Here is a 25,474-nt window from a genome sequence, read left to right on the forward strand (position 1 = left end):
AGTCCCTTTACATCACTCTATATAGATCGCTTCATTGGATCACAAAAATGTGATCACAATAACAAAACAAACGGTGTTTAACAATATTTAAAACGTCGAAAAAAAGGTATTCTCAAATAAAAAATGAGAATTAAAATACTTAATTTTATCACATATAAATTTATAAAAACTTATTAAAAAACAACAAGTAAAAAACAAAACAAATAAGTACCCCCTATGTGTTAGACAAGTACTCAATAAAAACTCACAACTAAAAAATCAAAAGAATATATTGAGCAATAAAAATCAAATAAAACAAAAACTTTAGATGAAAATTAAAAATAATATGTCACTTTATAGCTTATTTAAATAAGCTTTTAGCATACTTATTTAAATTAGTTTCAATATATATAAAAACCAAGTGCCCAACTATTAATGAACTAACTACCAGATATAATAGATAACTAAAAAGCTCTCCCGCCCCAAAAAAGTAAAGGTATATTTTATTGAAAACAACCAAGGTAAAAGTATGGGATAAATAAAGCGAATATGAGGAATTACCTAAATTATGTAAAAATTTACCTAAAATACTTAGCTCAAAAACATTTAATTTATTATTAATTAATAAACCTATATGGAAAATCAACCACATTGGTAAACCATAGATAATAAACCGATTAGACAACCCTGCGACATTAACTAACAATAGGAACAGTACTAAAACAGCTAATAAGCAGCTAATTTGTAAGTAGCTGTTAACTTTTTTATGATAAGCGATGTATGACAGAGTCCCCATCGCAAACTCTAGTAAGAATTGGTCAAAAAAGAAGTATATAGATGATGGGGTTAAATAACTTATCAATGGCAATAAGCACAATAAAGTTAATAGCCATATTTTATTTAACCTACAAACAAGAATAAAAGAACAGATTAAATAAAAATAAAACTCATAAGATAACGTCCAACCATTTTGAATCAAATATTTACTTTCAGTAGGAATTAAAAAAAATGATTCCAAAATAAGTGTTTTACCACCACTACTATTAACCATCGTAGGCACTAAAAAATAGGCAATTAAAGCAATTAAAGTAAAAAACCAATATAAAGGAATAATCCTAAGCACTCTAGATTTTAAAAAATTCAAAACCTTGAAATTTTTATTATCCGTTACAAAACAAATAATAAACCCAGATATAATAAAAAACAGATCAACACCTGACTCCCCAACATTAAAAATTGATGCGTCAGTTATATTATTTTGTACAGCCTTAATGGTTGAATGATAATAAACAACTAAAATGGCGGCAATTCCACGTAAATATTGAATAGAATTAATCATGATGCTCAAATAAGTAAGGATTTAGAAAAGAAAACAGAAAAACTATTAACACCGCTTGTCCATCAGCCATAAAAGTAATTACAAACAAACAATACAGATTAAACAGTAGGAGATTTATTGAAAACCTTTTACTTGAATAACTAAAAAAAGATAGCACGGCAGCCCATAATAAGTGTAAGAAAAGGCCAATAACTCCATATTTTACAGACATGTCCATATAAAAATTGTGCGCACCATTATTAAGGCGTTGGTCAGCATAAAACTGTCCCATAAACTCAGTTATCCTATCGGCACCAATACCAAAAAAGAAATTGTCTCTAATGATTTGATAGGCATTAATTAATAAGCTCTCTCTATGCATATTAGATGTAAAAAGAGCCAATTTTTCATCTAAAAAGTAACTTTCATAAATCTTACCATCAATAAAATCACTCGCTTGAGTCAAAAGATAAGGGATAAATAACATAGTAAATCCAGTTAAAAATATCACAGCTCCTTTAAGTTTTGGTTTAGCAATCACCACTCTTATTGAAGCGACTAATATAATCACTAAAATAACTCCCAATACCCCCTTCCGCTCCATTGACAAACTAAGTGGTATTAAGCTCATCGCAAAATAGATCCAATATCTACGTTCACTAGAGCTATTAGCTTTTAATAATAACAGTACTGTTAATAAGCCAAAGGCATACTTACCATCAGAAGCAAGTTTATAACGTGTAAAATGCCCTAAAGAAAAGTGATAAAAAATGGTATATAAAGCGGATAGAGCAAGAAATATTAACATCCATTTGAAGAAGGCTTTACTATCCCACTGAGTATAAATTGAAGCAATTCCCAAGTAAAAACATACCCATAAGAACTGAATGGACTCTTTAACTGAACTAGCAGTGTTCTCTAAAAGCATTCCCTGAACAATAATATAGCCAACTAACAACCACATTGGTAAGAACTTGACTTGAAAGAACTTTAAATAAAATTTAGGAAAAATAAGCAATGTCAGAAAAAGAGTAACTGCACAAACTAAGTCAGCAATTCTTAGCGTTGCACCAAAGACATGGTAACGAAACATAGAGAAATATAAAGGCAAGATAGACGCAGCTAAAATAGTTAACATGCGTTTATATTTGAGCATAGTTGGTGTTTCTAAATATATTTTGTGTAAAGCTACTTCAGGTATCATTTCATATTTCCATTATAAAAACGCTGATACATTAATGCAGTATTTTCAGCAGAAAAATATTGCGCTTTCTGCAATGAAGCTAAAGACATTTTAACGTACAGCTCTCCCGATCCTTTAATATCTGTAATTAATGCTAGTAGCTTTTCAACATCAGCAACATTAAACAAAGCCTCTTTTGATACGATATCATTAAGCCCTTCAACATTTGTCGCTAAACATGGAAGACCTGCGGCCATAGCTTCAACTGCAGCCAGCCCAAACCCTTCCCAATTTGATGATTGCACATAAAGATCTAAGGATTCTAAAAACTCAGGAATATTATTAACTTGCCCATAAAAATAAACCTTATCCGAGACACCAATTTCATTAGCGTAAGATTCAAGCTGTGAACGTAACTCGCCATCTCCAGCTAAATGGAGTTCGCAATGACTGTCTAACAATTTAATACAATCTATTAGTGTTTTAATGTCTTTTTGAGGATGAAGACGACCGACCATACCTATTTTAAATTGCTTGTTTTCAAGGGGTAGCTCTTTGCGTTTTAATGAAAATCGACTTAAATCTATCCCATTGCATATAACCTCAGTCTTATTAGAAGACCAATTTAAATCCCTTAATAGAGCATTTTGAACGCCGTTAGAAATACAAGCAGTTTTTTTAAATTTACGAAAGAGTAGACTTTCCAGCGTTTTAATAAAAAGAATATCACGACGTCGGTAATGTGGATTATGCTCAGTAATAACTGTAGGTGTCGACGTTAGTAATGCGATATACAATGACGGAAAAAGATGTGCATGCACTAAATCTGCTGCATTCATACGTTTAATGACACCACGTAATCCGATATCACGTTTATGATATACGCTCACCCCTAGTTGATTTAATTCGTCAACATACTCATTCTCACCTCGAGTAAGAATCACTTCAAACTGGAAATCGTCTTTTTGTAAAGTCATTAGGTCAACTAACAAGCGCTGGACACCGCCCAGGCGTTGAAGGTCATTGGTGATATGTACTATTTTTTTCATTTTGGAGCCTTATTAATAAACTCATCACTGCATAAATGAATTGAATATTGGTGAATATCATCGACCTTCTTGATCACCTTCGCAGGTGAACCGACAACAACAGCACTTTCTTCAATATCTTTAACTGCGACAGTTCCAGCACCTAACACAACATTGTTACCAATGACAATATCACCGACAATATTTGTATTTGGGCCAATATAGACATTATCGCCAATCGTCGCAGCAATGCTGTTATTCATAGCTCCAATAGATACAAACTGGAGTAAACTGCAATTATTACCAATTGTTGTCTTCGCATTTACAACAATATTTCCATGCGGGATGTATAAGCCATATCCGATCGACACTTTAGGGCTTAGTTGAACATTCACTTTTCTACCCAAACCTGCTTTTAATAATTTAAAAAAACACGATATAAAGTAATTATTAGCCTGTGTCATTCTCAAGTAAACTTGAAAGCGAAAATAAGGATTTTTCATTAATAACTTAACAAATATTTTTAAATCGCATTCTCCTTCATAGCGAAATAAATCACTCCGGATAAATGCGATCGGACTATGGTTTTTCATTATAAAAATTTCCCTATCGAGCAAATAAATTGTGAAAATTTAAATTTAAATTTAACCATTAATGAATGATTAAATTGCTTTAATAACGGAGTAAAAGATAAATTGATTTTCTTGCACTGTTTAAAGAAATGGCGACGATCACTACGATCTTTAATTGTAAAACCTTTAAGGCTAACCAAAAACGAATATCTAACAACCTGACTAACTACTTCAGCTTTATCTTGAAAACACTCAATTGTAGAATTTGTTGAATTAACTAAGTTAAGTAAAAGGTTAGAGTAACTCGACGTTCTGCCGCTGGTTGTTGAACCTTCACGTTTTCTATAAAATACTAAACAACTCGATAAGCGTAAGGTGCTTTTTGCTTCTGAAAATGCATGTACGTTATAAAATATGTCTTCAAAAATCACCCCTTCAGGAAAGCGTAACTCCTCAACAATGGATTTTTTATATAACCTTGTCCAAACAAAAAAACCATAATGAAAAGGATTTAAGTTTGAAGAAGGTAACTCGGTAATATCAGTTTTACTAACTTCAGGTAACGTTTCCTTAAACTCTTCAAAGGTAAATTCAATAATGTCATATTGCGCAGCAAGCGCATAAGGGCGTAAAGCTTCCCAGTAATAGGGAGAAATAGCATCGTCAGAATCAATAAAACCAATATATTCGCCTTGAGCAATAGCTAATGCGACATTTCGAGCGGCTGCTTGGCCTTGGTTAACAGACTGCTTAATAATTTTATATTGAAATTTAATCAGTTCAGCGTGTTCGGTGAGGAACTGCTCACAAACCAGGATAGATTGTTCTGGGCAACAATCATCAACAAAAACAACTTCTACTTGCTCACTATTAACACCGTCTAATAGACTCTTCATTAGCTCAGGTAAATAAGCAGCCACTTTATAAACGGGACAAATCAGTGATACGCTAACTGTCATTTTAAACACCCTGCTTTGGCTTTAATACACCATACTCTTCAGCATAGCTGGTTAACATGACAGGTAATGAATACTTTTGTTGATATAGCGTATAAGCAGCTAATCCATGCTCAACAATCTTTTGTTTATCATCGACATATTCAATCATTGATTGAGCCATGATTTTAGCATCTCTTATTGGCACTAAGTATCCAGATTTTTGTTCGATAATTAATTCAGAACACCCTCCAACATCAGAAGTTACTACGGCTTTTTTACAAGCCATTGCTTCAATAATACTGCGTGGCAGTCCTTCCCAAAAACTAGATAAAATAAATACATCTGCTTCCGCTAACTTGTCAGCAAAGTTATCCACCACACCACAAAAATGGATCATACCTTCAGGAAAGTCAGCAAAGCGTGCTTTTACTTCTGATTCATATTGACCATCACCATAAATACTCAGTGTAAAAGCTTTATTCGCAGCTAACAGCTGATAACAAGCAGTAGATAAAGTCACATAGTCTTTTTGATCTTCAAAACGAGCGGCTGTAATAAAATGCACCGGTTTATCGGTTAATTGCCACGTATTATTCTCTTTGCCTAACATCCCGTTACGGATCACTAATAATTTTTTATCTGGCACGCCGATACGTAAATATTCATTTTTATCGAATTCACACACACCAATAATTTTGGAAGGCAAAATAGACAACATTTTTTCAATTAGCTGATACTTTTTATACCCTCTGTTTTCTGGGGTGTTAACAAAAGGTACACCGTGCGGCACATAATAAGAACGTTTAAAAGTTAACATCGCCGCCATACGGCCTAATGCACCAATTTTGGCAGTGTGCCATGAACAAACCTGTGGCTTTTCACATAAAATTAACCACACCAACTTCAATAAAGAAAAAAGATCACTTAATGGGCTCACTTCTCTTTTCAAATCAGTCAATGCATGCACTTTAAAACCAGAGTCACGTAACTTGTCAATTGCTTCACCGTTACCACCAATGGCATAAACGACCTCTGCACCTTCCTTGCGAAATTTTTCACCAATTTGGCAAATATGTTTAAATGAACCAGATACAATAGTATCCGAACGTGTCATGCCAATTAAAATTTTCATTTACACTGTCCCTGTTAATTTTTTATAAAGCGCTAAATATTGTTCTGCAATGACCTCAACGGTAAAGTTGTCAGCTATTAACTGAGCAGAAAACTGCTTAATAGACTCAGTATCTTGCTTATGTAATTGAATTCCTTTTATTGTGCTATTTTTAATATCTTCTGCTTTAAAAGAATCTGAAATGTAACCGTTTTTCCCAAGGCATATCGCATCACTGGCACCACTTACTGGCGTAGAAACAAGTACCTTGCCTGCTAATAAAGCCTCTAATAATGAATTTGAAAACCCTTCAGCTTCAGAAGCATTAACAAAAACATCAAATTGCTGTATGAATACAACGGGGTCGCTCACTTCACCATGAAACGTCACCTTGCTCTCTAAACCTTGCTGTTTAATATAATCTTTAGCAGAGGCTAAAACACTACCACTGCCAATCAAATGAAAATGTATATTTGGGTATTCGGCTGCTAATAATGCAAATGATTCCATTAATACATCAACTTTTTTAATACTTTCCAATCGACCATGGTAAAACAGGTTAATCACATCATTATCTTTTTGTACTGACTGATCAGCGTACTGCTGTTTACCGATCAAGTTAGTATCAATACTATTTGGAATATTAATAATGTTATTAAACCCAAAGTCTTTACAGTTTTGAGCAATAACATCGGTGATAGCCACCACAGTAGGGTTTGTTTTCAACACAAAGTTAGCCATGATTGGCCCAACAAACTTTTTAGCTTTTAATGCTTTAAAGTCCATAAACTGATTAGAGTTGCCCACTTTAATGAGTATTGGTTTTTTAAATAATCGAGCTAAACAACAACCAACAAACGCACCAAATTTACCTTGATGACAATGAATAACATCAAATTGTCTATGGTTAAAAAATCCCCATACAATCACTCTCAATAACCAGTAAACAGAAAATGGCAACCAACGTCCCAATAAATCAGGCGCTATGGGCGAATACAAACGTGTAACAGGCACTTCATTCAACACCTCTTTTGCCTTGCCTTTGTATTGCTGGCGAGAAGTTAGAATTTGTATATCTAAACCTTTATTTTTAAGGCCCTTAGATACTCGTCCACATTGTTTTTCAGCACCACCAAATACATCCGGCATATACTGGCATGTAAGCATTAATATTTTCATTTAGTCACAAACCTTTTCATATATAGATTTAAATTTCTTTCTACTAACGAATACACAATGCACCCAAAAAGTATCGAAATAAATGTAATAACTCCCCAAACAATAACGGTAGGAATATTGAGAAACTCAACGATAGGTATTTTCTTAAACACCCCACTTAACACCATGATTGGAAACATATGGAATAAGTAGATTGAATAAGATGCATCACCTAGATAGATAAATAAATTAGGGACTTTACAATCACGTATTGGACAGTAAAAAACAGCTATAATAAAAATAGAAATAGCAATAGGAGCACGGGAAATAAGAGAAGTGTAATGCCATAACCAAGTAGAGTAGAAGAATAATGACAGCCAGATCAATGCAATTAGTAGTAAAATATACATCTGTATTTTAGTAATAGTAAAACCAGCCAAATAAAATCTAGCCAACCATCCACCGATTACAAACTCAAATAAGATAGGGTTTTGCAATAAAGCAAACAAAGCTAAATTAGAATCTATAGCGTCTGAAAAAATCCATAAGCAAACGATAATACTTGTTATTAGCTCTAATCTTTTGTTTTTTGTTAAAATGAAGCAAATCCCAAATAAACTATAAAATAGAATTTCATAATTTAAAGTCCATCCCACTTTTAAGAAAGGAGTAAGGCTTCCATCAGTATAATGAGGCATTAATAATGATGAATATAATACGTGCTTCCATTCAAAAACAGCTGAAGTACCTGGCAAAATTGTAATTACACTCATAAAGAAAATAGCAACAAACCAAATTGGATAGATTCTTACAACTCGCTTTTTAACATACAACCATAAATCGCTTGAATGTCGAGAAGTATAAAAAATAATAAAGCCAGATAGGATAAAAAATACATCTACACCAATAGCGCCAATTTTTACAAATTGATTTTCAACCAACCAAAATCCATGTTCAGCACCGATCTCAGAGGCACGCTTAGTAATTAAACCATGAACATGGTAAGCGACAACAACAATTGCAGCTACCCCTCTTAAAAACTGTAATGTTAGTAATTTCATAGTTCTCTTACATCCATTTATATTCAAAATATATTTTTGAACCATCAAACTTAACAATCATTTTCGTAAAGCCTTTATATTTACGATAATCTCCGAAGCTTTCTTAGGAAAAACAACCCTATAAAATAATGCGTAAGTAATGCAACCGATGGCAATACTAATAATGACTTTAAGGATAGTGCCAAGATTATTCAATTGTGTTTGTAAAGAAAGGTAAATCACAGCCCCCATCAACAGAGCAGAAATCAAAGAAGGTATAATTCCTTTAAAAATGCGACTAACAGAGAATAAAAACTTCCTTTTAAGAATAAAAATCATCACTATGCTAATAAGGGTAGCGACTAACACTGTAGAATAAACAACATAGTAAATTGAATATTGAGCAGCAAAGCTCACAAGGCTTAAAACCACAATAAATTCAATTACACGTATTCTAAAGGGAATATGAGAATTATTAGTAGCGTGGCAAAGTTGGCCAAAAAAGTAATTTAATGTAACGCTCATCCCACCCAGGCATAAAACCGATAATACTTGCCCACTTCTAAGCCACTTTTCTCCAAAAACTAAATTAACTAAATCGGCCCCAATAATAAATGTTCCCATAAATGCCGGTAGTGCAAAGATTGCACATGTAGTGATAAAATTTAGATAGCATTTTTCTAACTCAATTGGTGAGTTTTTTAGATTTGCAAAGGCTGAAAAAGATACATCAACAATTGGTTTAATCGTAAACTGAACAATAACATCTAGTAGTTTTCCTGCTATTTTAAAAATTCCTAAAGTAGCGACTCCCAAAAAATAACCAACAATTAATTCAACAAATCTAAAAATTCCTTGGCCAATTAAAGAGCTTAAAACAATAGGTTGTCCTTGTTTTAAGATATTAATAGTACCTAAGTAAGAAAAATGGAAAGCAGGTCGCCATTTAGTACTTTTCCATACTAAAACTAGAAGAATTGTTGTAGATATAATTTTTTGGATGATTAAGCTATAAAACCCAAAGTCATTATAAGCAAGGCCAATGGCGACTCCTCCTGCAAAAACAGAAGAACTTAACAACCTTAAAGCTAATGCTTTAAATTTGAACTCTCTTCTTAATATGCCCTCAGGTATAGTTGATAAAGCCTGCATTAAAGGAACAACAGCTAAAATTTGCAATGATATAGCCAACCCAGGTGCATCAAAAAATAACTCTAAAGAAGGAGAAAAAACAATAAATAAAACACTAGTCATTAAACCTAATAATAAAGTCGCAATAAAAGCATCGTTTTCAATAGAATCATCCGACGAATTAACGTTGCGAACAACGACTTCAACTAAACCATAACGCACAAAAACATTAGTTAATTCTACAAAAATAATTGCCAGTGCAGCTGTACCAAAATCTACAGGAGATAAAAGACGAGAAAGAATAACAAATATAATTAGGCCCGACAGTTGATAGGAAGAATTACCTATCAAGCTCCAAATTGAACCTTTTACTATTTTTTTATTTAAAGTCATATTTACCATTAAATTTATATTTGGGAGGGACTATTTATAACCTAACAATGTAATTTACTGTCTAAGATATTATTTGTATTTTAATGGTATTTTCTGAATCAAAGAATTTAAAACCCACTAAAAATCAATCAAAAAAGCATGATGAAAGAATAATCAATAATCATGCCTGGTACTTAATATAACCTTATGAATGATACATTTTGTACCAATCAACAAATTGCTGCATACCGTACTCAATTTGAGTATCTGGTTTAAAACCAACCTCTTCTTTTAAACTATCAATATCTGCAAATGTCGCAGGCACATCACCTGCTTGCATTGGCATGAAGTTTTTCTTCGCTTCTTTACCAGCCGCTTTTTCTATGGCTTCAATAAACGTCATTAATGCAATTGGTTCGTTATTGCCGATATTAAATACTTTATAAGGGGCTTTGCCTGATGAAGGTGAAGTATTTGGGTTTTCAGCATTGCGCACTGGCACTACATCTTGAATACGAATAATACCCTCAACAATGTCATCAATATAAGTAAAATCACGTTTCATCTTGCCGTTGTTAAACACTTTAATTTCGCGGTCATTTAAAATAGCATCAGTGAATAAGAACGGTGCCATATCAGGACGTCCCCATGGACCGTATACGGTAAAGAAACGTAACCCTGTAGTAGGTAAGTCGTATAAATGGCTATAGCTATGGGCCATTAGCTCATTTGACTTTTTAGTAGCAGCATACAAAGAAACAGGATGGTTAACTTCATCTTCAGTGGAGAATGGCATTTTCTCATTCATGCCATATACAGAGCTTGATGAAGCGTAGACTAAGTGTTTTACTTTATTATGACGGCACCCTTCTAAAATAGTAGCCATCCCCACTAAATTAGAATCAATGTAAGCCATTGGATTTTCAATAGAGTAGCGAACACCAGCTTGAGCAGCGAGGTGAATAACACGGTCAAACTTTTCATCAGCAAATAAAGCCTGCATGCCATCTCTATCAGCTAAATCAAGTTTGACAAAAGTAAAATTTTCAAACTTATCAAGACGCTTTAAACGAGCTAGTTTAAGGTTAGGATCATAGTAATCATTTAAGTTATCTAACCCAACAACATCATGCCCAGCATCACATAAACGCTCTGACACAAAATTTCCAATAAAACCAGCTGCACCTGTTACTAAATATTTCATAATTTTACTACCTTTAAAAAATTAGGTTTTATATAAATAGCAAAACAAGCCCTACTTATATTGCTTTTATACTTTTTAGATAAGAGAAATTGAGTTTTAACTACACAGGAGGACAATAAGCCCAAATGTGAAAATAGCATTAACCAAACAAGGGGATTTAACAAGATAAAGCAGAAAAGGAAAATTTTTATTCATTAGAAATTCCGTTTATCTGGCCTAGCGTATTTCTGCTGATTAGCAAAAAAGCTAAAAATACAATCCGTTGTACTTGTTCTAAAATTAATGAGCAATCAGTTACGCTTATATCTAATGATTCACTTTATATAGCGGAGCCACTTAATTTAAGTCACTATTACTATTTTATTTTTAAAGACACTACAAATATCATTTCAAAAATAAAATACCGAATTAGGCACTAATTAAGCTTTATTTTCACGCTAGTAGAATAAATTTATTACTGTTAATTTTGTCAAAAAAAAGCAATCACTCATTAAATTTTAGTGATTTAGATCTCTTTTGTCACTTCTTTTTGTTAATTAATAACAGCTTTAGTTCCATAAAAAAAGATATCGTTTTAATTTCGAACAAAAACACTGATAACTACCACCTTGTGGCTAGTTAGTTAAAAAAATCAAATACCTACAAGTAAATAGAAATATCTACTCGTTACAAGAGAAAGGCTAAATCAAACTTTTAATTTAAAAACAATGCACCATGTCACCCTAACGCTTTAATTGATGGCAGATGTTAAAAATATAAAATATTAAGCAGGATGGGAGGGAGAAGGAAAGAGAATACAGGTTATTTTCGTTTCAACTTATATTTCCGTGGGTTAATTACTTTTTTAAACCACAGCTCTTTAAAAAACTCTTTGATCATGTGCTTTTTCGTTACTTTTTCGTTGCTAGTATCGATTAATTCATAACCCAAAATATTTAAGGCGTCACCAGCATAGTATTGAAAATCTGCAATATTCTGTTGAGTTAGTTTTGCTTTCCAAGCCTGTGAACGGCTTGTTTCAGGCGCTTTCCCTACCAACGCGTGCTGTTTTTTTGAAAAGTCAGGCACAAAGTCATTGTTTATTGAACCGCCATTCAGCTGTGGATTACCTAGAAGCGTTAATATTTTTGCAATCTCTTTTTCGCTGTCTAAAAGTAAATCTTCATATTTAATTAAAATCGTCTTTTCGGGGAATAAGCTTTGCGCCATGAAGCCATATAAAATTTTATTTAACCACGCTCTTGATGATTGTAAGAAAGTATTTTCCCCCCATTCTAGTGGTATTTGTGAATTTGCAACGGCCCGTCCATCTCTAACAATATGTATAAAATAACTCTCTTTAAATGTTGAGTTGAGTAACTTTGCATACATTAAGTTATTTGGTGAGTGATCGATCCAATATTGTGGTGCAGGGTTTGAAGAGTACAAACTTAAGATGTCTTGGTAGATATCATCGTAGGTTTGATAATCAGTGTTATTGAGTCGGCTTGTATCTACGCCCCAGCGTTTGAAGCGTTTATCTTTATTAAGCTGCTGGCTATAATTTTCAATTGAGATAGGGTATTCAAATGGGATGTCTGTTTTAAATAAGGATTCTGGTGCAACCACGCTATCTTTAATATTAGCTAATAAAGAAGCCAACATAGTTGTACCACTTCGATCTGCCCCACCAATAAAAATACACTTCATATTTCACCTAAGATTATATATAACAGTAAAGTATCTTTTGAGAGTTATTGGCTAACACCAATAAAAGCAACATATCAAACTAGAGAATAATGTAAAAAATACAAAAAAAATACATTAATTTGTTTTTTTGATTTAATTATACGGAAAGGTTTCGCTTCACAAGACAGTACTATACTTTTAAAATTTATTCACTCCATCTGTTAGACCTTTATTTAGTAAATAGTTCCTCTACTCTTTTAGTCTAGTTAACTTAACTTAAGTTTTGCTTTAAAGTTGTTCTAAAATCAAAAAGAAAAAGAGAAAATGAAATTTAGAGCAGATATAAATGGACTTAGGGCAATTGCGGTTATAGCGGTTGTATTATTTCACTTTAATGAATCATGGCTCCCCGGTGGCTTTGCCGGTGTTGATATTTTTTTTGTTATTTCTGGTTTTTTAATGACCAGTATTATATTTAACGGTATTGAACGGCAACAATTTTCAACAGTACAGTTTTATATTGCGAGAGCAAATAGAATTATGCCAGCTTTAGCCGTTCTATCTACTGCTTTGTTACTTTTTGGCTGGTTCTTTATTACCCCCTCAGATTACACTGCTTTAACTAAACACGTTACTAGCAGTTTGTTATTTTTATCCAATATTACATATTGGAGTGAAGCTGGATATTTTGATATGGCTTCACACAATAAATGGCTTTTGCACACTTGGTCTTTATCCGTTGAGTGGCAGTTCTATATTATCTACCCGCTTCTTTTAGTGACAATGCAAAAGTTCATGTCGTTAAAATCAATGAAATTAGCGCTGCTTATTAGCACCATTGTTTTGTTACTTTTTAGTATAATAGCAACTTTTCAATGGCCAAACCCTGCTTATTATTTGCTACCAACTCGCGCCTGGGAAATGATGTTAGGTGGCATAGCATACGCATTTCCTTTTGCGATTAAGCAGCAATATAAAAGCTTTGTTCAATTGACTGGATTAGCCATGATTATTGGTGCTTATCTATTTATTTCCAAAGAAACGCCATGGCCAGGTTACCTCGCTATATTCCCTGTTCTAGGGGCCTTCCTAGTTATACAGTCACAGCACTACGAAAGTGCTATTACTAATAACTTTATTTTTCAAAAACTAGGGGCTTGGTCGTATTCTATATACCTTTGGCATTGGCCTTTTGTTGTGGCTATCTATTATTTTTCATTAGAATCTCTTTACGTTTATTTAGGCATTTTATTATCTATTTTATTAGGCTGTCTTAGTTATCATTTAGTAGAAAAAAGAAAGTTTAAAAAGGCCTTAGGTTCTTGGTCTCTTCTTAAATATAAACCTCTTCTCACCATATTAATTATTATTAGCTTTTCTTCTTATAGTTATATAGATAATGGGGATAATGGGTGGTTATCACGACAGGATATTCCTACACAGCAAACCTACAGTTTATTAACCCGTATGAGTCACTCAGGTAGAAACTGGGGATTAGACGAAACAGGGCAACAAGACTTTTCACAGTGTCGATTTAATGCCTCTGATTTAACTAATGGCATCGCCTCACGTTTAAAACAGTGTGCGGCAACCTATGGTTCAGGTGTATTAATCCTTGGAGACAGTCATGCTATCGATTTATTTGGCATGATTTCATCTCGATTTAATCACTCTTTTATAGTTGGTATAACCAGTGCTGGTTGCCGTATATGGAATGATCAGAAAGTATGCCCTTACGATGAAGTTACAGCTTTTATTAAAGAGAATAAAAATATATTTGATCATGTTATTTACGAGCAAGCTGGCTTTTACTTATTGCTTGATGAGCATGGTCAAAAAGGGTCTCGGTTTATGTTCGATAAACTAGCATTAGATGCTCCTATTGAAAGGATTAGCATCGATACTGAACATGTCAAACTAGTTATTGATTACTTAACTGAGCTAAGCAAATTAACTCACGTTACTTGGTTTGGTAGTCGAGTTGAGCCCCACTTTACTTATAAGCAAATACTACAAAAAAACTGCACATCCAACTTTACATTAAGAAGTGGGCAGAAAGCCCCTTTTATTAAACTTGATGACCATATTCGCTCAAAAGTGAAACCAATCCCTAACTTAAAATTTGTTTCACAAAATAAAACGCTTAATTATAGTTTCCCGCAAGATTTTATGAGTTGTGAACATTTACTTTGGGCTGATGGCGATCATTTATCAGCAAATGGTGAAGTGCTTTTTGGTAAACGTTTACCTGATGATTTTTTAAAATATTAGTTTAATGAGGACGCTTTTAAGTACCAACGAAGAAACACTGACTAGTAACCACTAGCAGTGTTCCTTTTGAACTCAATATCAGTCACACTGGTAATAATACGAAACAATTTAAATGACTTTAAAACCCCTTCTATACCGATCTTTAATAAAAATATTACATTAGCGAATTATCTTTCATTAATTGAATATCTACACCTTTTAGCTTCATCTCATCCATTATGAAGTTAACAGTATTTAGTAATCGCTGTTCACCCACTGGCATTAAGTAGCCAAACTGGCTTTTGGTAAATGGGTTTTCTTCACGAACAGCCTGTAGTTTCTTATTAATCGTTTGATAATAAAGCGCTTCCGGTGTTTCAGTTACCATTACATCTACATCACCATTGGCAACAGCTTTAGGAACATCTAAGTTGTTTTCATATTTTACTAAAGTCGCTTCCGTTAAAAACTGCTCGGCAAATTTTTCATTAGTGCCACCAATATTAACTCCGACTTTTACGCTAGGACGATTCACTTCTGCTAAGGTATCAAATTGCGCTTCTTTACCATTGGCAACTAAAAATAGTTTACCAAAAGTCATGTAACCTTGTGATTGTTCTGCAGCTAGTTGACGAGAGATACGACGAGTAATTCCTCCCATGGCAATATCATATTTACCCGCTTGTAGATTAGGCACTAAGCCTTTCCAGGTCGTTTTTACAAACTCTACTTTTACGCCTAACTGTTCACCAAGATGTTTAGCAACATCAATATCGTAACCAGAGTAGTTTGAACCATCGTAATAAGAGAAAGGTTTATAATCACCCGTTGTACCAACCGTGATAACACCCTTTTCTTGAATATCATCGAGTAAATCAGCTTGTGCATTAAACGTTAATGCAGCCATAGAAAGTAAAGCAATTTGAGAGAGTTTCATAAATATCCTTATTAAAATTGAATAGATGTCAGGCTACTATACCAATCATACTAATTAACTGTTCTATTTTACTTGTTAAAATAACTTATTTCTTCGTTGTAAATTTCGTAAGGGAACTGCCATTAAAGAATAAATACTTTTTCTTTCATTCTTCGACAGACGATCAACGAGGTTAACCTTAGCAAGGCTCAGTTTATGCTTTAAACTAGTTTATTTTTCCTGCCCAGAGTTTAGATAGCTTTATTTAATATAATGGCCCAGAAATGAAGCTATTTTAATAAAATGACTTATAGAAGATACATAATAAGTTGAGATTGATAGGAAGTGATAAAGGTTTATTTGAGAAGTATTTAACTGTCTCAGCACTGGGTAATTATTGCAATGAGATGAGTAATGTAGTCTCTAGGAAACTACTTTACTCATTTAGAAGGGAGATACTATTTTGCAGCTGCGTTGGTCAAGGCACTTAATACATTAGCTACTTTGGAAAATACAGCATCACATCCAGTCACCTGATGGCGTTGCTTTATGTACTCAGGGTCATTGTAAGATAACCACACGTTCCCGTCAGCGTCTTTAGCAATTAACACTTTCTGTGGTAAATCAATCGCAACTTGTTGCTCACATTGCATTAATGGTGTGCCTACTTTTGGGTTCCCGAAAATTAGCACTTCTGTTTCTCTTAGCTCCAGATTGACACTTTTCGCATTTTTTTGGTGATCAATACGCGCAAAAAGAGTTAACCCTTTTTTAGACAATATATCTACAAATCTATCAGCGGTTTCTTTTACTGAATGGTGGCTCGCAACAGAAGTAACACTCTCTGATGCATGGCTGTAACTAGTTACAAAAAATGATAAAAATAGTAGTGGTATTAATTTTTTCATGATCATATCTCTCGGTTTAGGTTTAAGGCTCTTATCACGCTAAAAATAAAACAAGATTCAAAGTAACACCTATTTTTTTAACAGGCTACTTTACTTTGTAGGTATTCAATATTGATAATTATCCACTCTTTTACAGCGCTCACATATTGAGATTTCAGATACTTAAGTAATTGTCGCTAATGTTTCATCTAAACGCTGCATATTTAACATATCAGTTAAACCGAATCGAAGAGCGTTACCTTCATCTGTTAACCTTACATATACAGCTTGGCGGCATAATTTTTCATAAATATCAGGTGCATTATCTAAGAAAACAGTAATGAACAAAGCATTCGCTTCAATGCGTGCATTCAATAAATACGATTTCAGCAATAGTTGCATCGCTTCACTTTGTTGATTAAGTCGTTCATTCTGTGCAACTTGCCACTGTGTATCTTTTAATGCTTGCTCAGCGATAAATAATGCAGGCCCATTAATTGACCAAGGGCCAATACTTTCTTTAATGATATCTCGCCATATTTCAGTGGTGCATACAAAGCCGATGCGGATCCCTGCTAGGCCAAAGAACTTACCAAATGAACGCAATACGATCAGCTCATCATATCCATTATCATTGGTGATATGAGGCACAAAGCTGAATTCAGGTGTAAAAATATCGGCAAAAGCTTCATCAATAATAAGCAGTGCTTGCTGCTGCTGACAGTGCTTTTTTAATTGGGTTAGTTGTTGGATAGAGAAAGTATCGGTAAGTGGATTATTTGGGTTAATCACTATCACTACGCTATTTTTTTCGATGTTATTTGGCAAAAATTCTTGATAAAAATGCAGTTGATAACCGGCTAACGACCAAGCTCGTTGATGTTCTTTATAACCGACTTTAGGCAAATACGCATGCTTTGCTTCCCCTGCTTTTATCGCACTATTTTTATCGTTCCAAAGTGATGGTAATTTTTCGATTAATTGTTGACTGCCTGCAACAGGCCAACAGAATTCGGCTTGGTAATATTGCTGTGCAGCGGTAATTAAATTCGGTGAAATAGTTGGGAGATCTTGCCATATTTTTTCTGGAATCGCAGGAATAGCATAACTAAATGGCGCAATACCCGTTGAAAGATCTAACCATGCTTGTTCAGGTATCGCAAACTGCTTTGCTACTTTACTCAGCTGTCCGCCATGTATTATTGCCATTATTTTAATAAACCTTGTTTAATCTGTTGTTTATAAATTAAAAATGTACCAATCACAAAATGCTTTGCCATAATGCAACCATCAACAACCAAAGTAATACTGCTTTTTTTACTAACGTTAAGCTTGCAGCGATATGTTTACTTTGTACTGCTTCACCTTCACCTAATTGTGGAGAAACCACTGTTTTGCCAAAATAAACCGCACTGCCGCCTAAACAAACCTGTAAAACCGTTGCGCCTGATGCCATCACCCAGCCACCATTGTGACTTTTATAGTCTCTACTCTGTTGATAAGCATTATTTAATGCCTGTTGTGCAGTGCCATTAAACAAGCCAATGATTGCAAATAATAAAGCGGTGATTTTAGCGCTGATAAAACCTAATAGATCATCAATACGGGCGCTGCATTTACCGAAATAGTTAAACTGTTCGTTTCGATATCCCCACATCGCATCCAGCGTATTACTTAAGCGATGTATAATAACTAATGGTGCGCCACCTAATACAAAATAGATTAAGGTCGCAGTTACGCCGTCGTGACCATTTTCTAACATGGATTCAGTGGTTGCTCGGCTTATCGCTTGGGCATCAAGTTCACTGGTGTCACGACTTACAATGTAAGAGCAAAAATGCTGTGCTTTTGATAAATCGCCTTCACTTAAAGGCTGATAGATTTGCATACCATGTTGGATAAGGCTATTTAATGCCACGGCCCAATACACAATATAGATGTTAACTAATAGTAAGAGATAAACAGGTAAGATCCACATTAAGAGTAAGTAAATCAACGGTACAGGTAACACTAATATAGCCCAGCTAAACACGCCTTTAATAAAGCGTTGTTGCGGCGTACCTTTGTTTAATTTTTTTTCCAGCGTATTCGCTAGATTGCCAAATAAGACTAATGGATGGTAACGATTAGGCTCACCAATAAAGTAATCAATAACCAAAGCAATCACTAGGGTGAAAAAAACCATCATAGACTTGTAAAAGTACCAGAATCTTGATCGTAGCTTAATGCTATCAGCTCGGCATTTTTATAATCATAACCTGTGCTTACGTTATCCTTAGAGCCCGAATTGGGGGTTAGATGAGGGATAAACTGCGCCATAAAACAACGTAAGATATCACCATGAATAATGATTAAACTAACTTCCTTTGCTGCGTTTTTAAGCTCTTCTCGTAAGGTGGCTTCAAAACGGGTTACTAACTGTTTTGAACTCTCACCATGCTTGGGTTTGCAGTCGGTAATCTGAGAAGTTATTTCATCATAATCACTTAACGTATTCACTTGATGGGTAAATTTACCTTGCCAATCGCCAAAATGACGCTCTTCAAAACCTTTCACTGGCACTGGCGTTATTTGTAAGAGTTGTCCACAAACATCCGCGGTTTGCACTGCTCTGCCCAAGGGGGAAGTCAAAATTTTAGTGATATTTAATTGGCGACACTGCTCTGCTAATAATGCAGCTTGTTGTTTGCCTTGTGGCGTAAGTGGGCTGTCTAGTTGACCTTGAATACGCTGTGCAACATTCCATTCAGTCTGTCCATGACGGGCAAGATAAAAAGTAGTTTGGTTATTCAATGTACACTCTTAAATTAGTAAAGGTGAAAGTTAAGACAATCATAATCAAATTTGATTCAATAGACTAACTGATTTTAACGTATCTAAGCTATTGAATATAAGAGCATAGTATAAGGAGCGAAATGGAGAGTAAACAGTTATCAAAGATTATTGATAACTGTTTCTTGGTAAGCTTTCTACGTAAGCCCCCAATTTAATAGTGCGCGAATACTATTTACGATGTGCTAGTGCTTCGCCTTGTACACCATTCTCGATACGCTCTTTTTCTTCATCCAATAATTTTTGAGGAAATTGACTCATAAAGCAGTTACAAATACCCTCACCAATCATTGTTCTTGGCCCTAGTGGGTGTGCAATGTGCTTATAGACACCATGGCTATGAGGTTCTGCATGACTGTGACTATGTGCATGACTATGATCGTGCGAATGACCGTGAGCATGGCTGTGATCATGAGAATGGTCGTGGCTATGGTCATGCGAATGACTGTGGTCGTGATCATGGCTATGCGCTTCAGGATCTTGATACTCTGCATGGTGGTGATGAACGTCTACTTCACCCGCCGCTAAACGACGCTTAAAGGTCGCCATTAAATCTTCACCTTGTACTTGTTGGTTATCCATAATATTACGAACACGTACTTCAAAGGCATCAATTACTTTGTCGTGATCACGTAGGTACGGTGTGTTAATGAATTCAACTTCTGGGTTCTCTTTTGCTACTTTATCAATATATCCAGAAATACGTTTAATTAAACGACCAGTGAACAAGAAGTAAGGCGCAACAACAATACGCTTAAAGCCAAGCTTTAATAGTTTCTCAAGACCTACACCCACTGACGGATAAGTCACACCAGAGTAAACGGTATCAGCCCAACCAAAGCCCATATTTTCACTTACAATACGTGTTAGTTTAGCAGCTTCTGCATTAGCCTCAGTATCTGAAGTACCACGCCCTACTACCACCAGCATAGTATCGTAAAGTTCTTTAGGGGGATTGTCCGCATCCAGTCCTAATGATTCATAAATACGTGCTTGAAAGGCGTTGATCATAGGTTGTTGTAAACCTAATTCTTGACCGTAAGTCACTTGTAAGCCCGCATTTTTTTCTTCAAAGGTGGTTAATACCGATGGAATATCATTTTTCGCATGAGTGGCTGCAAATAACATGCCTGGTACCGCATATATATGGTTAACCCCTTGTGCGATTAGGCTATTCAATCCCATATGGATATTAGGTGCAGAATACTCTAAAAAACCATATTCAATAGGCATATCAGGGAAGCGTTTTTTTAACCCTTCTGCTACTAATGAAAATTCAACTTCAGCATCTTTATCACGACTACCGTGACCACATACCATAATGCCTTTTTTAACTACTTGTTCATTCATTTTAAATCTCTTTTTCTTATCTATATTTATGCTGAGCTGATTTGGCTGCCATGGTACCAATAGCCATAAAAACAGCAACGTTAACGTATCATTAATTACACTTTTTCTGGCCAACGGTTCTCAAACAAAAATGTTTCTATGGGAGCGGCCTCTCCCCACTTTTGCTCGATTAACATTGGCTTTTCATAAAACTTTTCAACATGGCCAATGCATAAAATCGCAATGGGCCGGCTGTCTTCTGGCATATTCAATAGGTTAGCTAATTGAACTGGTTCAAACAATGACACCCACCCTAACCCAATACCTTCTGCTCGCGCTGCTAACCACATATTTTGAATAGCACAGGATACTGATGCTAAATCCATATCCGGCATAGTCCGACGGCCAAATATATGCTTTTCACGACCATCGGGTAATGCAACAACAATCAATTCTGCACATTCAGCAATTCCCTCTACTTTTAACTTTAGGAATTCACTTTTACGTTCATCTAATAAATTAGCCGTTGCAGTTCGTTCTGCGGCAACGATCTGTTGAATATCACTTCGTAGCGGTTTACTGGTCACACGTATAAACCGCCACGGTTGCATTAAACCTACACTTGGCGCTTGATTTGCGACGGTTAATAAACGCAACAATAAGCCTTCTTCCAACGGTTTAGGGCTAAAGTGACGCATATCGCGGCGCTCTTTAATCACTTTATAGATAGCCTGCTTTTCACTTTCTTGATAACTGTGCTGGCTCTTCATGACTTACTCTCTTGCATCTCATCACACTGTAACAATAAGTCTTGTAGCTTTTCTTGATATTCATCAGGTGCTTGCCATAAACCACGCTGTGCAGCTTCCATTAATCGTTCAGCCATTTCTTCCATTATCTGTGGGTTATTGTCTTTTAAAAATTGTTGGTTAGTCGGATCCATCAACAAGGTGTCGGTGACTTGCTGATATTGATAATCGGCTATCAAATCAGTAGTCGCATCGTAGGCGAACAAATAATCTACTGTCGCCCCCATCTCGAAAGCACCTTTGTAACCATGTTCTCGCATTGCTTCGATCCATTTCGGATTCAATACGCGAGAACGCAGTACTCGGTTTAATTCCTCTTTCAAAGTACGGATCACTGGTTTGCTTGGATTGCTATGGTCACTATGATAAATGGTCGGCGCTTTCCCAGAGTAAACCTGAGCAGCATTGCTCATGCCACCTTGGAATTGATAATAATCATCGGAATCCAGCAGATCATGCTCACGATTATCTTGGTTTTGCACCACTACGTCGATATTGCTTAGCCTATCTAGAAAGGCCTCTTTTGCCTGTACGCCATCTTTATCGCTGTTACCATAAGCGTAACCGCCCCAGTTTAAGTACGCTTCAGCTAAATCGCTTTTTTCTTCCCAACAGCGCTCATCAATCAAACCTTGTAAACCTGCACCGTAAGCGCCCGGTTTCGAGCCAAATACACGATAACTTGCTTGTCGTTTTGCTTCGTCAATTGTCATACCGTCGGCAATTAACTCTGCTTCGCGTTGTTGTATATTATGCTGAATTAAATTGCCATTACCTGGCTCATCAAGTTTACTAATGGCCACTACGGCGGCATCAAAGAGCGCCATTACGTTTGCAAAGGCATCACGGAAAAAACCAGATACTCGTAGTGTTACGTCAACACGCGGTCGGTTCAGTAATTGGAAGGGAATAATTTCAAAATCTACTACACGATGACTCCCTTCTGCCCAAATGGGTTTTACACCCATTAACGCAAAGGCCTGTGCAATATCATCACCACCGGTACGCATAGTCGCCGTTCCCCACACCGATAAACCGAGTTGTTTAGGGTAATCCCCTTGCTCTTGTAGATGACGATGTATTAACGCTTGGGCCGATTGCTGGCCTAATACCCAAGCGGCTTTAGAAGGAATAGCTCGGTTATCTACGGAGTAAAAATTACGCCCGGTAGGCAAAGTATCTAATCGGCCACGCGTAGGTGCGCCACTTGGCCCGGCCTCAATAAACTTACCATCAAGCCCATCTATAATCGCGCTCAACTCATTTTCAACACTTTGTTGTAAGGCGCTATGGATAGTGTTTTGGGCATAAACCAGTAAAGCATGGCTTGCAGGAAAAGCTATCAATTCAGCGAGATCGTTATTCGCCAATAAATAGTGCTCTACCCACTGTAAAGCCAGTAACTCTAAACGTTCTCGCGTGTCTGCAGTACTACGCCATAATGACTCACTGATATTGACTAATAGCGCTGGTTGTTCGCCTAACCATGGCTCACGTCCAGCGCTTAAGGGGTCAAATAACTCGCCATCAATCCGTAGAGAAAAGTCCTTCACTAAACAATGCAAAATACCTTGGTTGATCTGCCCTTCTCCGCGTGGCAAACGTAATAAGGCAACCAAAGTATTGGCCACTTTATGCTGCTCTGGCAATTGTCCTAAAATATGTAAACCATGGCGGATTTGCGCTTCTTTGATATCACATAAATAGGTATCTAACTCTTCTAAAACTTGGTTTTCATCGCCACGCGCTGCTTCATTTAATTCATCTAAGATGTTGGTACTTTGTACTTTTTCTAAAATTTGTTCTCTTAACCACACTTCACGGCGTGTATCCAACCCTTGCGCTTGATAGTATTCATCCACCAGCCCTTCTAATTCGGCCATATCACCATAGGTTTCCGCACGCGCCATCGGTGGCATCAGGTGATCCACTATTACCGCCTGTGTTCGACGTTTAGCCTGTGCCCCTTCACCGGGATCATTGACAATAAACGGATAAAAGTGAGGCATTGGGCCTAATACTGCATCTGGCCAGCACTCATTAGATAACGCTAATCCTTTACCGGGTAACCACTCAAGGTTGCCATGTTTACCTACGTGAATAACGGCATTCACTTGATAAGTAAAACGCAACCAAAAATAGAAGGCTAGGTAGTTATGTGGTGGCACTAAATCAGGATCGTGGTAATTGGCTAATAAATCGATATTAAAGCCACGCGCTGGCTGAATACCAATAAAGGTTTCACCTAATCGGATCCCTGCAATCATCAAACGTCCATCACGACATTTTAGGTCATCTTCAGGTTGCCCCCAGCGATCGGTAATCGCTTGCTGACTGACTAACGGTAATGCTGCAAAATACCTTTTGTATTCAGTTAGAGAGAGACTTTGCCAACACGCTAAATGATGTAAGGTATTTGGATTGTTGGTAACGGATTGTAATAGCTGTTCAATCAGTTGGTTACCATTTTCTGGAACCTCACCAATCGGATAACCTGCTGTTTTTAGTTTAGTTAATATATTGACTGTCGAGTTCGGAGTATCTAACCCTACACCATTGCCTATTCGACCATCTTTTGTTGGGTAGTTTGCTAAGATCAAGGCAATGCGTTTATCTTGATTAGCGGTTTGAGATAACTGAATATATTTTTTAGCCAATTCAATCACAAACAACGCACGCTCTTGGTGTAATTGATATTGCACGAGTGATATTTGTGTTTTTTCGTCATAAAAGGCTTCACTTTTGAAGCTAATGGCGCGAGTTAATACCTTGCCATCCATTTCCGGTAACACCACTTGCATGGCGATATCACGACTACGTAGGCCTTGCTTATAATCATTCCAATCTTCTAAAGTACTACTCGATAAGACTAACTGTAAAATAGGAATATCTACGTCAAACAAGCGTGTAAAGCTATTTGGCTGAGAACTTAACCCCGGCGTGCTGACAGTGTTTGATGCAAAGCCTGTAGAGTTTAAAATCAAACGACAATCATGCTCAACAAGCAAGGCATTGACAACTTGCATTGCCTGCGGATCTTTTAATGAGCTGATCACTATGGGTAATGGATTCAATCCACTATCTGACATTAATTCAATAAGCTGATCAAACATCTGGCAGTTAGCTGATTGTAAATGACTACGATAAAAAAGCAGTGCAACTACTTGCTGCCCAGCTTGCCAGTGTATTTTTTCTTGGTTATAAAACTGTGCAACAGGTAGAAATTCCGCCTCAGTATAATGCACTGAAAGGTCAAAAAACTGCTTATTTAAAAAGGTAAATAACTGTGCACTATTATCAATGCCACCAGCTCGGCAATAGCGCCAAACTTGATGCTGAACTTGCGTAGACACAGTCGATAACTCAATCAACTCGGGATCGATGTTATCATCACCAGGCACTAAAATAAGATGGCGATTAGGTGCTTCTTTCGACCAACGAATCAGTCCTTCCACACCATATTGCCAATAAGCTTTGCCACCTAATAACGACACCACCACCACCTGCGCTTGCCCTAGTACTTTATCTTCATAAAGATCAAAGGCGGCTGGCTTTAATAAATTAGTCCAATTCACTAAACGCGTTTCTGCTAAAGCGTGTGTTTCACTCACTGCTTGATATCCAGCAGAAAGCGCCGTTAATTGACTATCGGCGGCGCTGAACACCACTAAAGGTGCAGGGGATTGTGCTAAATCCACAATCCCCTCTTGCTCAACAAACCCGCCTGGTTGTGCTGCTAATAGGTGCAT

The 25,474-nt window shown here is 36.0% G+C and carries 20 protein-coding genes; 1 reads left to right on the top strand and 19 read right to left on the bottom strand.

The window, feature by feature from the left end; genetic code table 11:
* Positions 1-340 precede the first annotated feature (340 nt).
* The 11 genes from AC0L3W_RS09385 to AC0L3W_RS09435 form a co-directional block, all read right to left on the bottom strand.
* Positions 341-1,318, bottom strand: coding sequence for an acyltransferase family protein (locus AC0L3W_RS09385; RefSeq protein ID WP_409439073.1), 978 nt, complete (start codon positions 1,316-1,318; stop codon positions 341-343).
* Complete coding sequence (locus AC0L3W_RS09390) at positions 1,311-2,501, bottom strand: O-antigen ligase family protein (protein ID WP_290040423.1); 1,191 nt, start codon at positions 2,499-2,501, stop codon at positions 1,311-1,313. Before AC0L3W_RS09390 ends, AC0L3W_RS09385 begins: the two co-directional genes overlap by 8 nt.
* The gene (locus AC0L3W_RS09395) at positions 2,498-3,529 is read right to left on the bottom strand and encodes a glycosyltransferase (RefSeq protein ID WP_409439072.1); all 1,032 of its coding nucleotides are present in this window, start codon (positions 3,527-3,529) and stop codon (positions 2,498-2,500) included. The genes AC0L3W_RS09390 and AC0L3W_RS09395 overlap by 4 nt, the downstream gene beginning before the upstream one ends.
* Complete coding sequence (locus tag AC0L3W_RS09400) at positions 3,526-4,101, bottom strand: serine O-acetyltransferase (protein ID WP_290040427.1); 576 nt, start codon at positions 4,099-4,101, stop codon at positions 3,526-3,528. The genes AC0L3W_RS09395 and AC0L3W_RS09400 overlap by 4 nt, the downstream gene beginning before the upstream one ends.
* Complete coding sequence (locus AC0L3W_RS09405) at positions 4,101-5,039, bottom strand: glycosyltransferase family 2 protein (RefSeq protein WP_409439071.1); 939 nt, start codon at positions 5,037-5,039, stop codon at positions 4,101-4,103. The genes AC0L3W_RS09400 and AC0L3W_RS09405 overlap by 1 nt, the downstream gene beginning before the upstream one ends.
* A gap of 1 nt (position 5,040) precedes the next feature.
* Positions 5,041-6,150 carry a glycosyltransferase gene (locus AC0L3W_RS09410; RefSeq protein ID WP_409439070.1) on the bottom strand — a complete coding sequence of 370 codons (1,110 nt, stop codon included), beginning with the start codon at positions 6,148-6,150 and terminating at the stop codon, positions 5,041-5,043.
* Positions 6,151-7,308 carry a glycosyltransferase family 4 protein gene (locus tag AC0L3W_RS09415; protein WP_409439069.1) on the bottom strand — a complete coding sequence of 386 codons (1,158 nt, stop codon included), beginning with the start codon at positions 7,306-7,308 and terminating at the stop codon, positions 6,151-6,153.
* On the bottom strand, positions 7,305-8,348 hold the full coding sequence (locus AC0L3W_RS09420; protein ID WP_409439068.1) for an acyltransferase family protein: 1,044 nt from the start codon (positions 8,346-8,348) through the stop codon (positions 7,305-7,307). Before AC0L3W_RS09420 ends, AC0L3W_RS09415 begins: the two co-directional genes overlap by 4 nt.
* Before the next feature lie 57 nt (positions 8,349-8,405).
* Positions 8,406-9,851, bottom strand: coding sequence for a lipopolysaccharide biosynthesis protein (locus AC0L3W_RS09425; RefSeq protein ID WP_409439067.1), 1,446 nt, complete (start codon positions 9,849-9,851; stop codon positions 8,406-8,408).
* Between the two features lie 184 nt (positions 9,852-10,035).
* Complete coding sequence (locus AC0L3W_RS09430; RefSeq protein WP_409439066.1) at positions 10,036-11,034, bottom strand: NAD-dependent epimerase; 999 nt, start codon at positions 11,032-11,034, stop codon at positions 10,036-10,038.
* Between the two features lie 801 nt (positions 11,035-11,835).
* Positions 11,836-12,723 carry a sulfotransferase family protein gene (locus AC0L3W_RS09435; protein WP_409439065.1) on the bottom strand — a complete coding sequence of 296 codons (888 nt, stop codon included), beginning with the start codon at positions 12,721-12,723 and terminating at the stop codon, positions 11,836-11,838.
* Between the two features lie 303 nt (positions 12,724-13,026).
* On the opposite strand from AC0L3W_RS09435, the gene AC0L3W_RS09440 reads away from it, so the two are divergent.
* Positions 13,027-14,973, top strand: a complete 1,947-nt coding sequence (locus AC0L3W_RS09440) for an acyltransferase family protein (protein WP_409439064.1) — start codon at positions 13,027-13,029, stop codon at positions 14,971-14,973.
* A 154-nt stretch (positions 14,974-15,127) separates the two neighbouring features.
* Here the strand turns inward: AC0L3W_RS09440 and AC0L3W_RS09445 are convergent, their stop codons facing one another.
* From AC0L3W_RS09445 to cobN, 8 genes are all read right to left on the bottom strand, one after another.
* Complete coding sequence (locus AC0L3W_RS09445; protein ID WP_409439063.1) at positions 15,128-15,889, bottom strand: transporter substrate-binding domain-containing protein; 762 nt, start codon at positions 15,887-15,889, stop codon at positions 15,128-15,130.
* A 437-nt stretch (positions 15,890-16,326) separates the two neighbouring features.
* A complete protein-coding gene (locus tag AC0L3W_RS09450; protein ID WP_409439062.1) occupies positions 16,327-16,776 on the bottom strand; it encodes a DUF302 domain-containing protein in 450 nt (149 codons plus the stop codon).
* Positions 16,777-16,938: 162 nt separating this feature from the next.
* Positions 16,939-17,964 carry a threonine-phosphate decarboxylase gene (locus tag AC0L3W_RS09455; protein ID WP_409439061.1) on the bottom strand — a complete coding sequence of 342 codons (1,026 nt, stop codon included), beginning with the start codon at positions 17,962-17,964 and terminating at the stop codon, positions 16,939-16,941.
* 52 nt (positions 17,965-18,016) lie between these two features.
* Complete coding sequence (gene cbiB / locus AC0L3W_RS09460) at positions 18,017-18,943, bottom strand: adenosylcobinamide-phosphate synthase CbiB (protein WP_409439060.1); 927 nt, start codon at positions 18,941-18,943, stop codon at positions 18,017-18,019.
* A complete protein-coding gene (locus AC0L3W_RS09465) occupies positions 18,940-19,548 on the bottom strand; it encodes a histidine phosphatase family protein (protein ID WP_290040456.1) in 609 nt (202 codons plus the stop codon). The genes cbiB and AC0L3W_RS09465 overlap by 4 nt, the downstream gene beginning before the upstream one ends.
* A gap of 210 nt (positions 19,549-19,758) precedes the next feature.
* Positions 19,759-20,937 carry a sirohydrochlorin chelatase gene (locus AC0L3W_RS09470; protein ID WP_409439059.1) on the bottom strand — a complete coding sequence of 393 codons (1,179 nt, stop codon included), beginning with the start codon at positions 20,935-20,937 and terminating at the stop codon, positions 19,759-19,761.
* A gap of 95 nt (positions 20,938-21,032) precedes the next feature.
* Complete coding sequence (bluB, locus tag AC0L3W_RS09475) at positions 21,033-21,686, bottom strand: 5,6-dimethylbenzimidazole synthase (RefSeq protein WP_409439058.1); 654 nt, start codon at positions 21,684-21,686, stop codon at positions 21,033-21,035.
* Positions 21,683-25,474 (bottom strand): cobaltochelatase subunit CobN, encoded by a 3,792-nt coding sequence (gene cobN / locus AC0L3W_RS09480; RefSeq protein ID WP_409439057.1) that lies wholly within the window; start codon positions 25,472-25,474, stop codon positions 21,683-21,685. The genes bluB and cobN overlap by 4 nt, the downstream gene beginning before the upstream one ends.

The organism is Psychromonas sp. KJ10-5, from assembly GCF_055808325.1.

What these genes read in the sequence shown, in the direction of transcription:
- AC0L3W_RS09385 (WP_409439073.1), bottom strand. Translation starts at nt 1,318, where the DNA reads ATGATTAATTCTATTCAATATTTACGTGGAATTGCCGCCATTTTAGTT.
- AC0L3W_RS09390 (WP_290040423.1), bottom strand. Translation starts at nt 2,501, where the DNA reads ATGATACCTGAAGTAGCTTTACACAAAATATATTTAGAAACACCAACT.
- AC0L3W_RS09395 (WP_409439072.1), bottom strand. Translation starts at nt 3,529, where the DNA reads ATGAAAAAAATAGTACATATCACCAATGACCTTCAACGCCTGGGCGGT.
- AC0L3W_RS09400 (WP_290040427.1), bottom strand. Translation starts at nt 4,101, where the DNA reads ATGAAAAACCATAGTCCGATCGCATTTATCCGGAGTGATTTATTTCGC.
- AC0L3W_RS09405 (WP_409439071.1), bottom strand. Translation starts at nt 5,039, where the DNA reads ATGACAGTTAGCGTATCACTGATTTGTCCCGTTTATAAAGTGGCTGCT.
- AC0L3W_RS09410 (WP_409439070.1), bottom strand. Translation starts at nt 6,150, where the DNA reads ATGAAAATTTTAATTGGCATGACACGTTCGGATACTATTGTATCTGGT.
- AC0L3W_RS09415 (WP_409439069.1), bottom strand. Translation starts at nt 7,308, where the DNA reads ATGAAAATATTAATGCTTACATGCCAGTATATGCCGGATGTATTTGGT.
- AC0L3W_RS09420 (WP_409439068.1), bottom strand. Translation starts at nt 8,348, where the DNA reads ATGAAATTACTAACATTACAGTTTTTAAGAGGGGTAGCTGCAATTGTT.
- AC0L3W_RS09425 (WP_409439067.1), bottom strand. Translation starts at nt 9,851, where the DNA reads ATGACTTTAAATAAAAAAATAGTAAAAGGTTCAATTTGGAGCTTGATA.
- AC0L3W_RS09430 (WP_409439066.1), bottom strand. Translation starts at nt 11,034, where the DNA reads ATGAAATATTTAGTAACAGGTGCAGCTGGTTTTATTGGAAATTTTGTG.
- AC0L3W_RS09435 (WP_409439065.1), bottom strand. Translation starts at nt 12,723, where the DNA reads ATGAAGTGTATTTTTATTGGTGGGGCAGATCGAAGTGGTACAACTATG.
- AC0L3W_RS09440 (WP_409439064.1), top strand. Translation starts at nt 13,027, where the DNA reads ATGAAATTTAGAGCAGATATAAATGGACTTAGGGCAATTGCGGTTATA.
- AC0L3W_RS09445 (WP_409439063.1), bottom strand. Translation starts at nt 15,889, where the DNA reads ATGAAACTCTCTCAAATTGCTTTACTTTCTATGGCTGCATTAACGTTT.
- AC0L3W_RS09450 (WP_409439062.1), bottom strand. Translation starts at nt 16,776, where the DNA reads ATGAAAAAATTAATACCACTACTATTTTTATCATTTTTTGTAACTAGT.
- AC0L3W_RS09455 (WP_409439061.1), bottom strand. Translation starts at nt 17,964, where the DNA reads ATGGCAATAATACATGGCGGACAGCTGAGTAAAGTAGCAAAGCAGTTT.
- cbiB (WP_409439060.1), bottom strand. Translation starts at nt 18,943, where the DNA reads ATGATGGTTTTTTTCACCCTAGTGATTGCTTTGGTTATTGATTACTTT.
- AC0L3W_RS09470 (WP_409439059.1), bottom strand. Translation starts at nt 20,937, where the DNA reads ATGAATGAACAAGTAGTTAAAAAAGGCATTATGGTATGTGGTCACGGT.
- bluB (WP_409439058.1), bottom strand. Translation starts at nt 21,686, where the DNA reads ATGAAGAGCCAGCACAGTTATCAAGAAAGTGAAAAGCAGGCTATCTAT.
- cobN (WP_409439057.1), bottom strand. Translation starts at nt 25,474, where the DNA reads ATGCACCTATTAGCAGCACAACCAGGCGGGTTTGTTGAGCAAGAGGGG.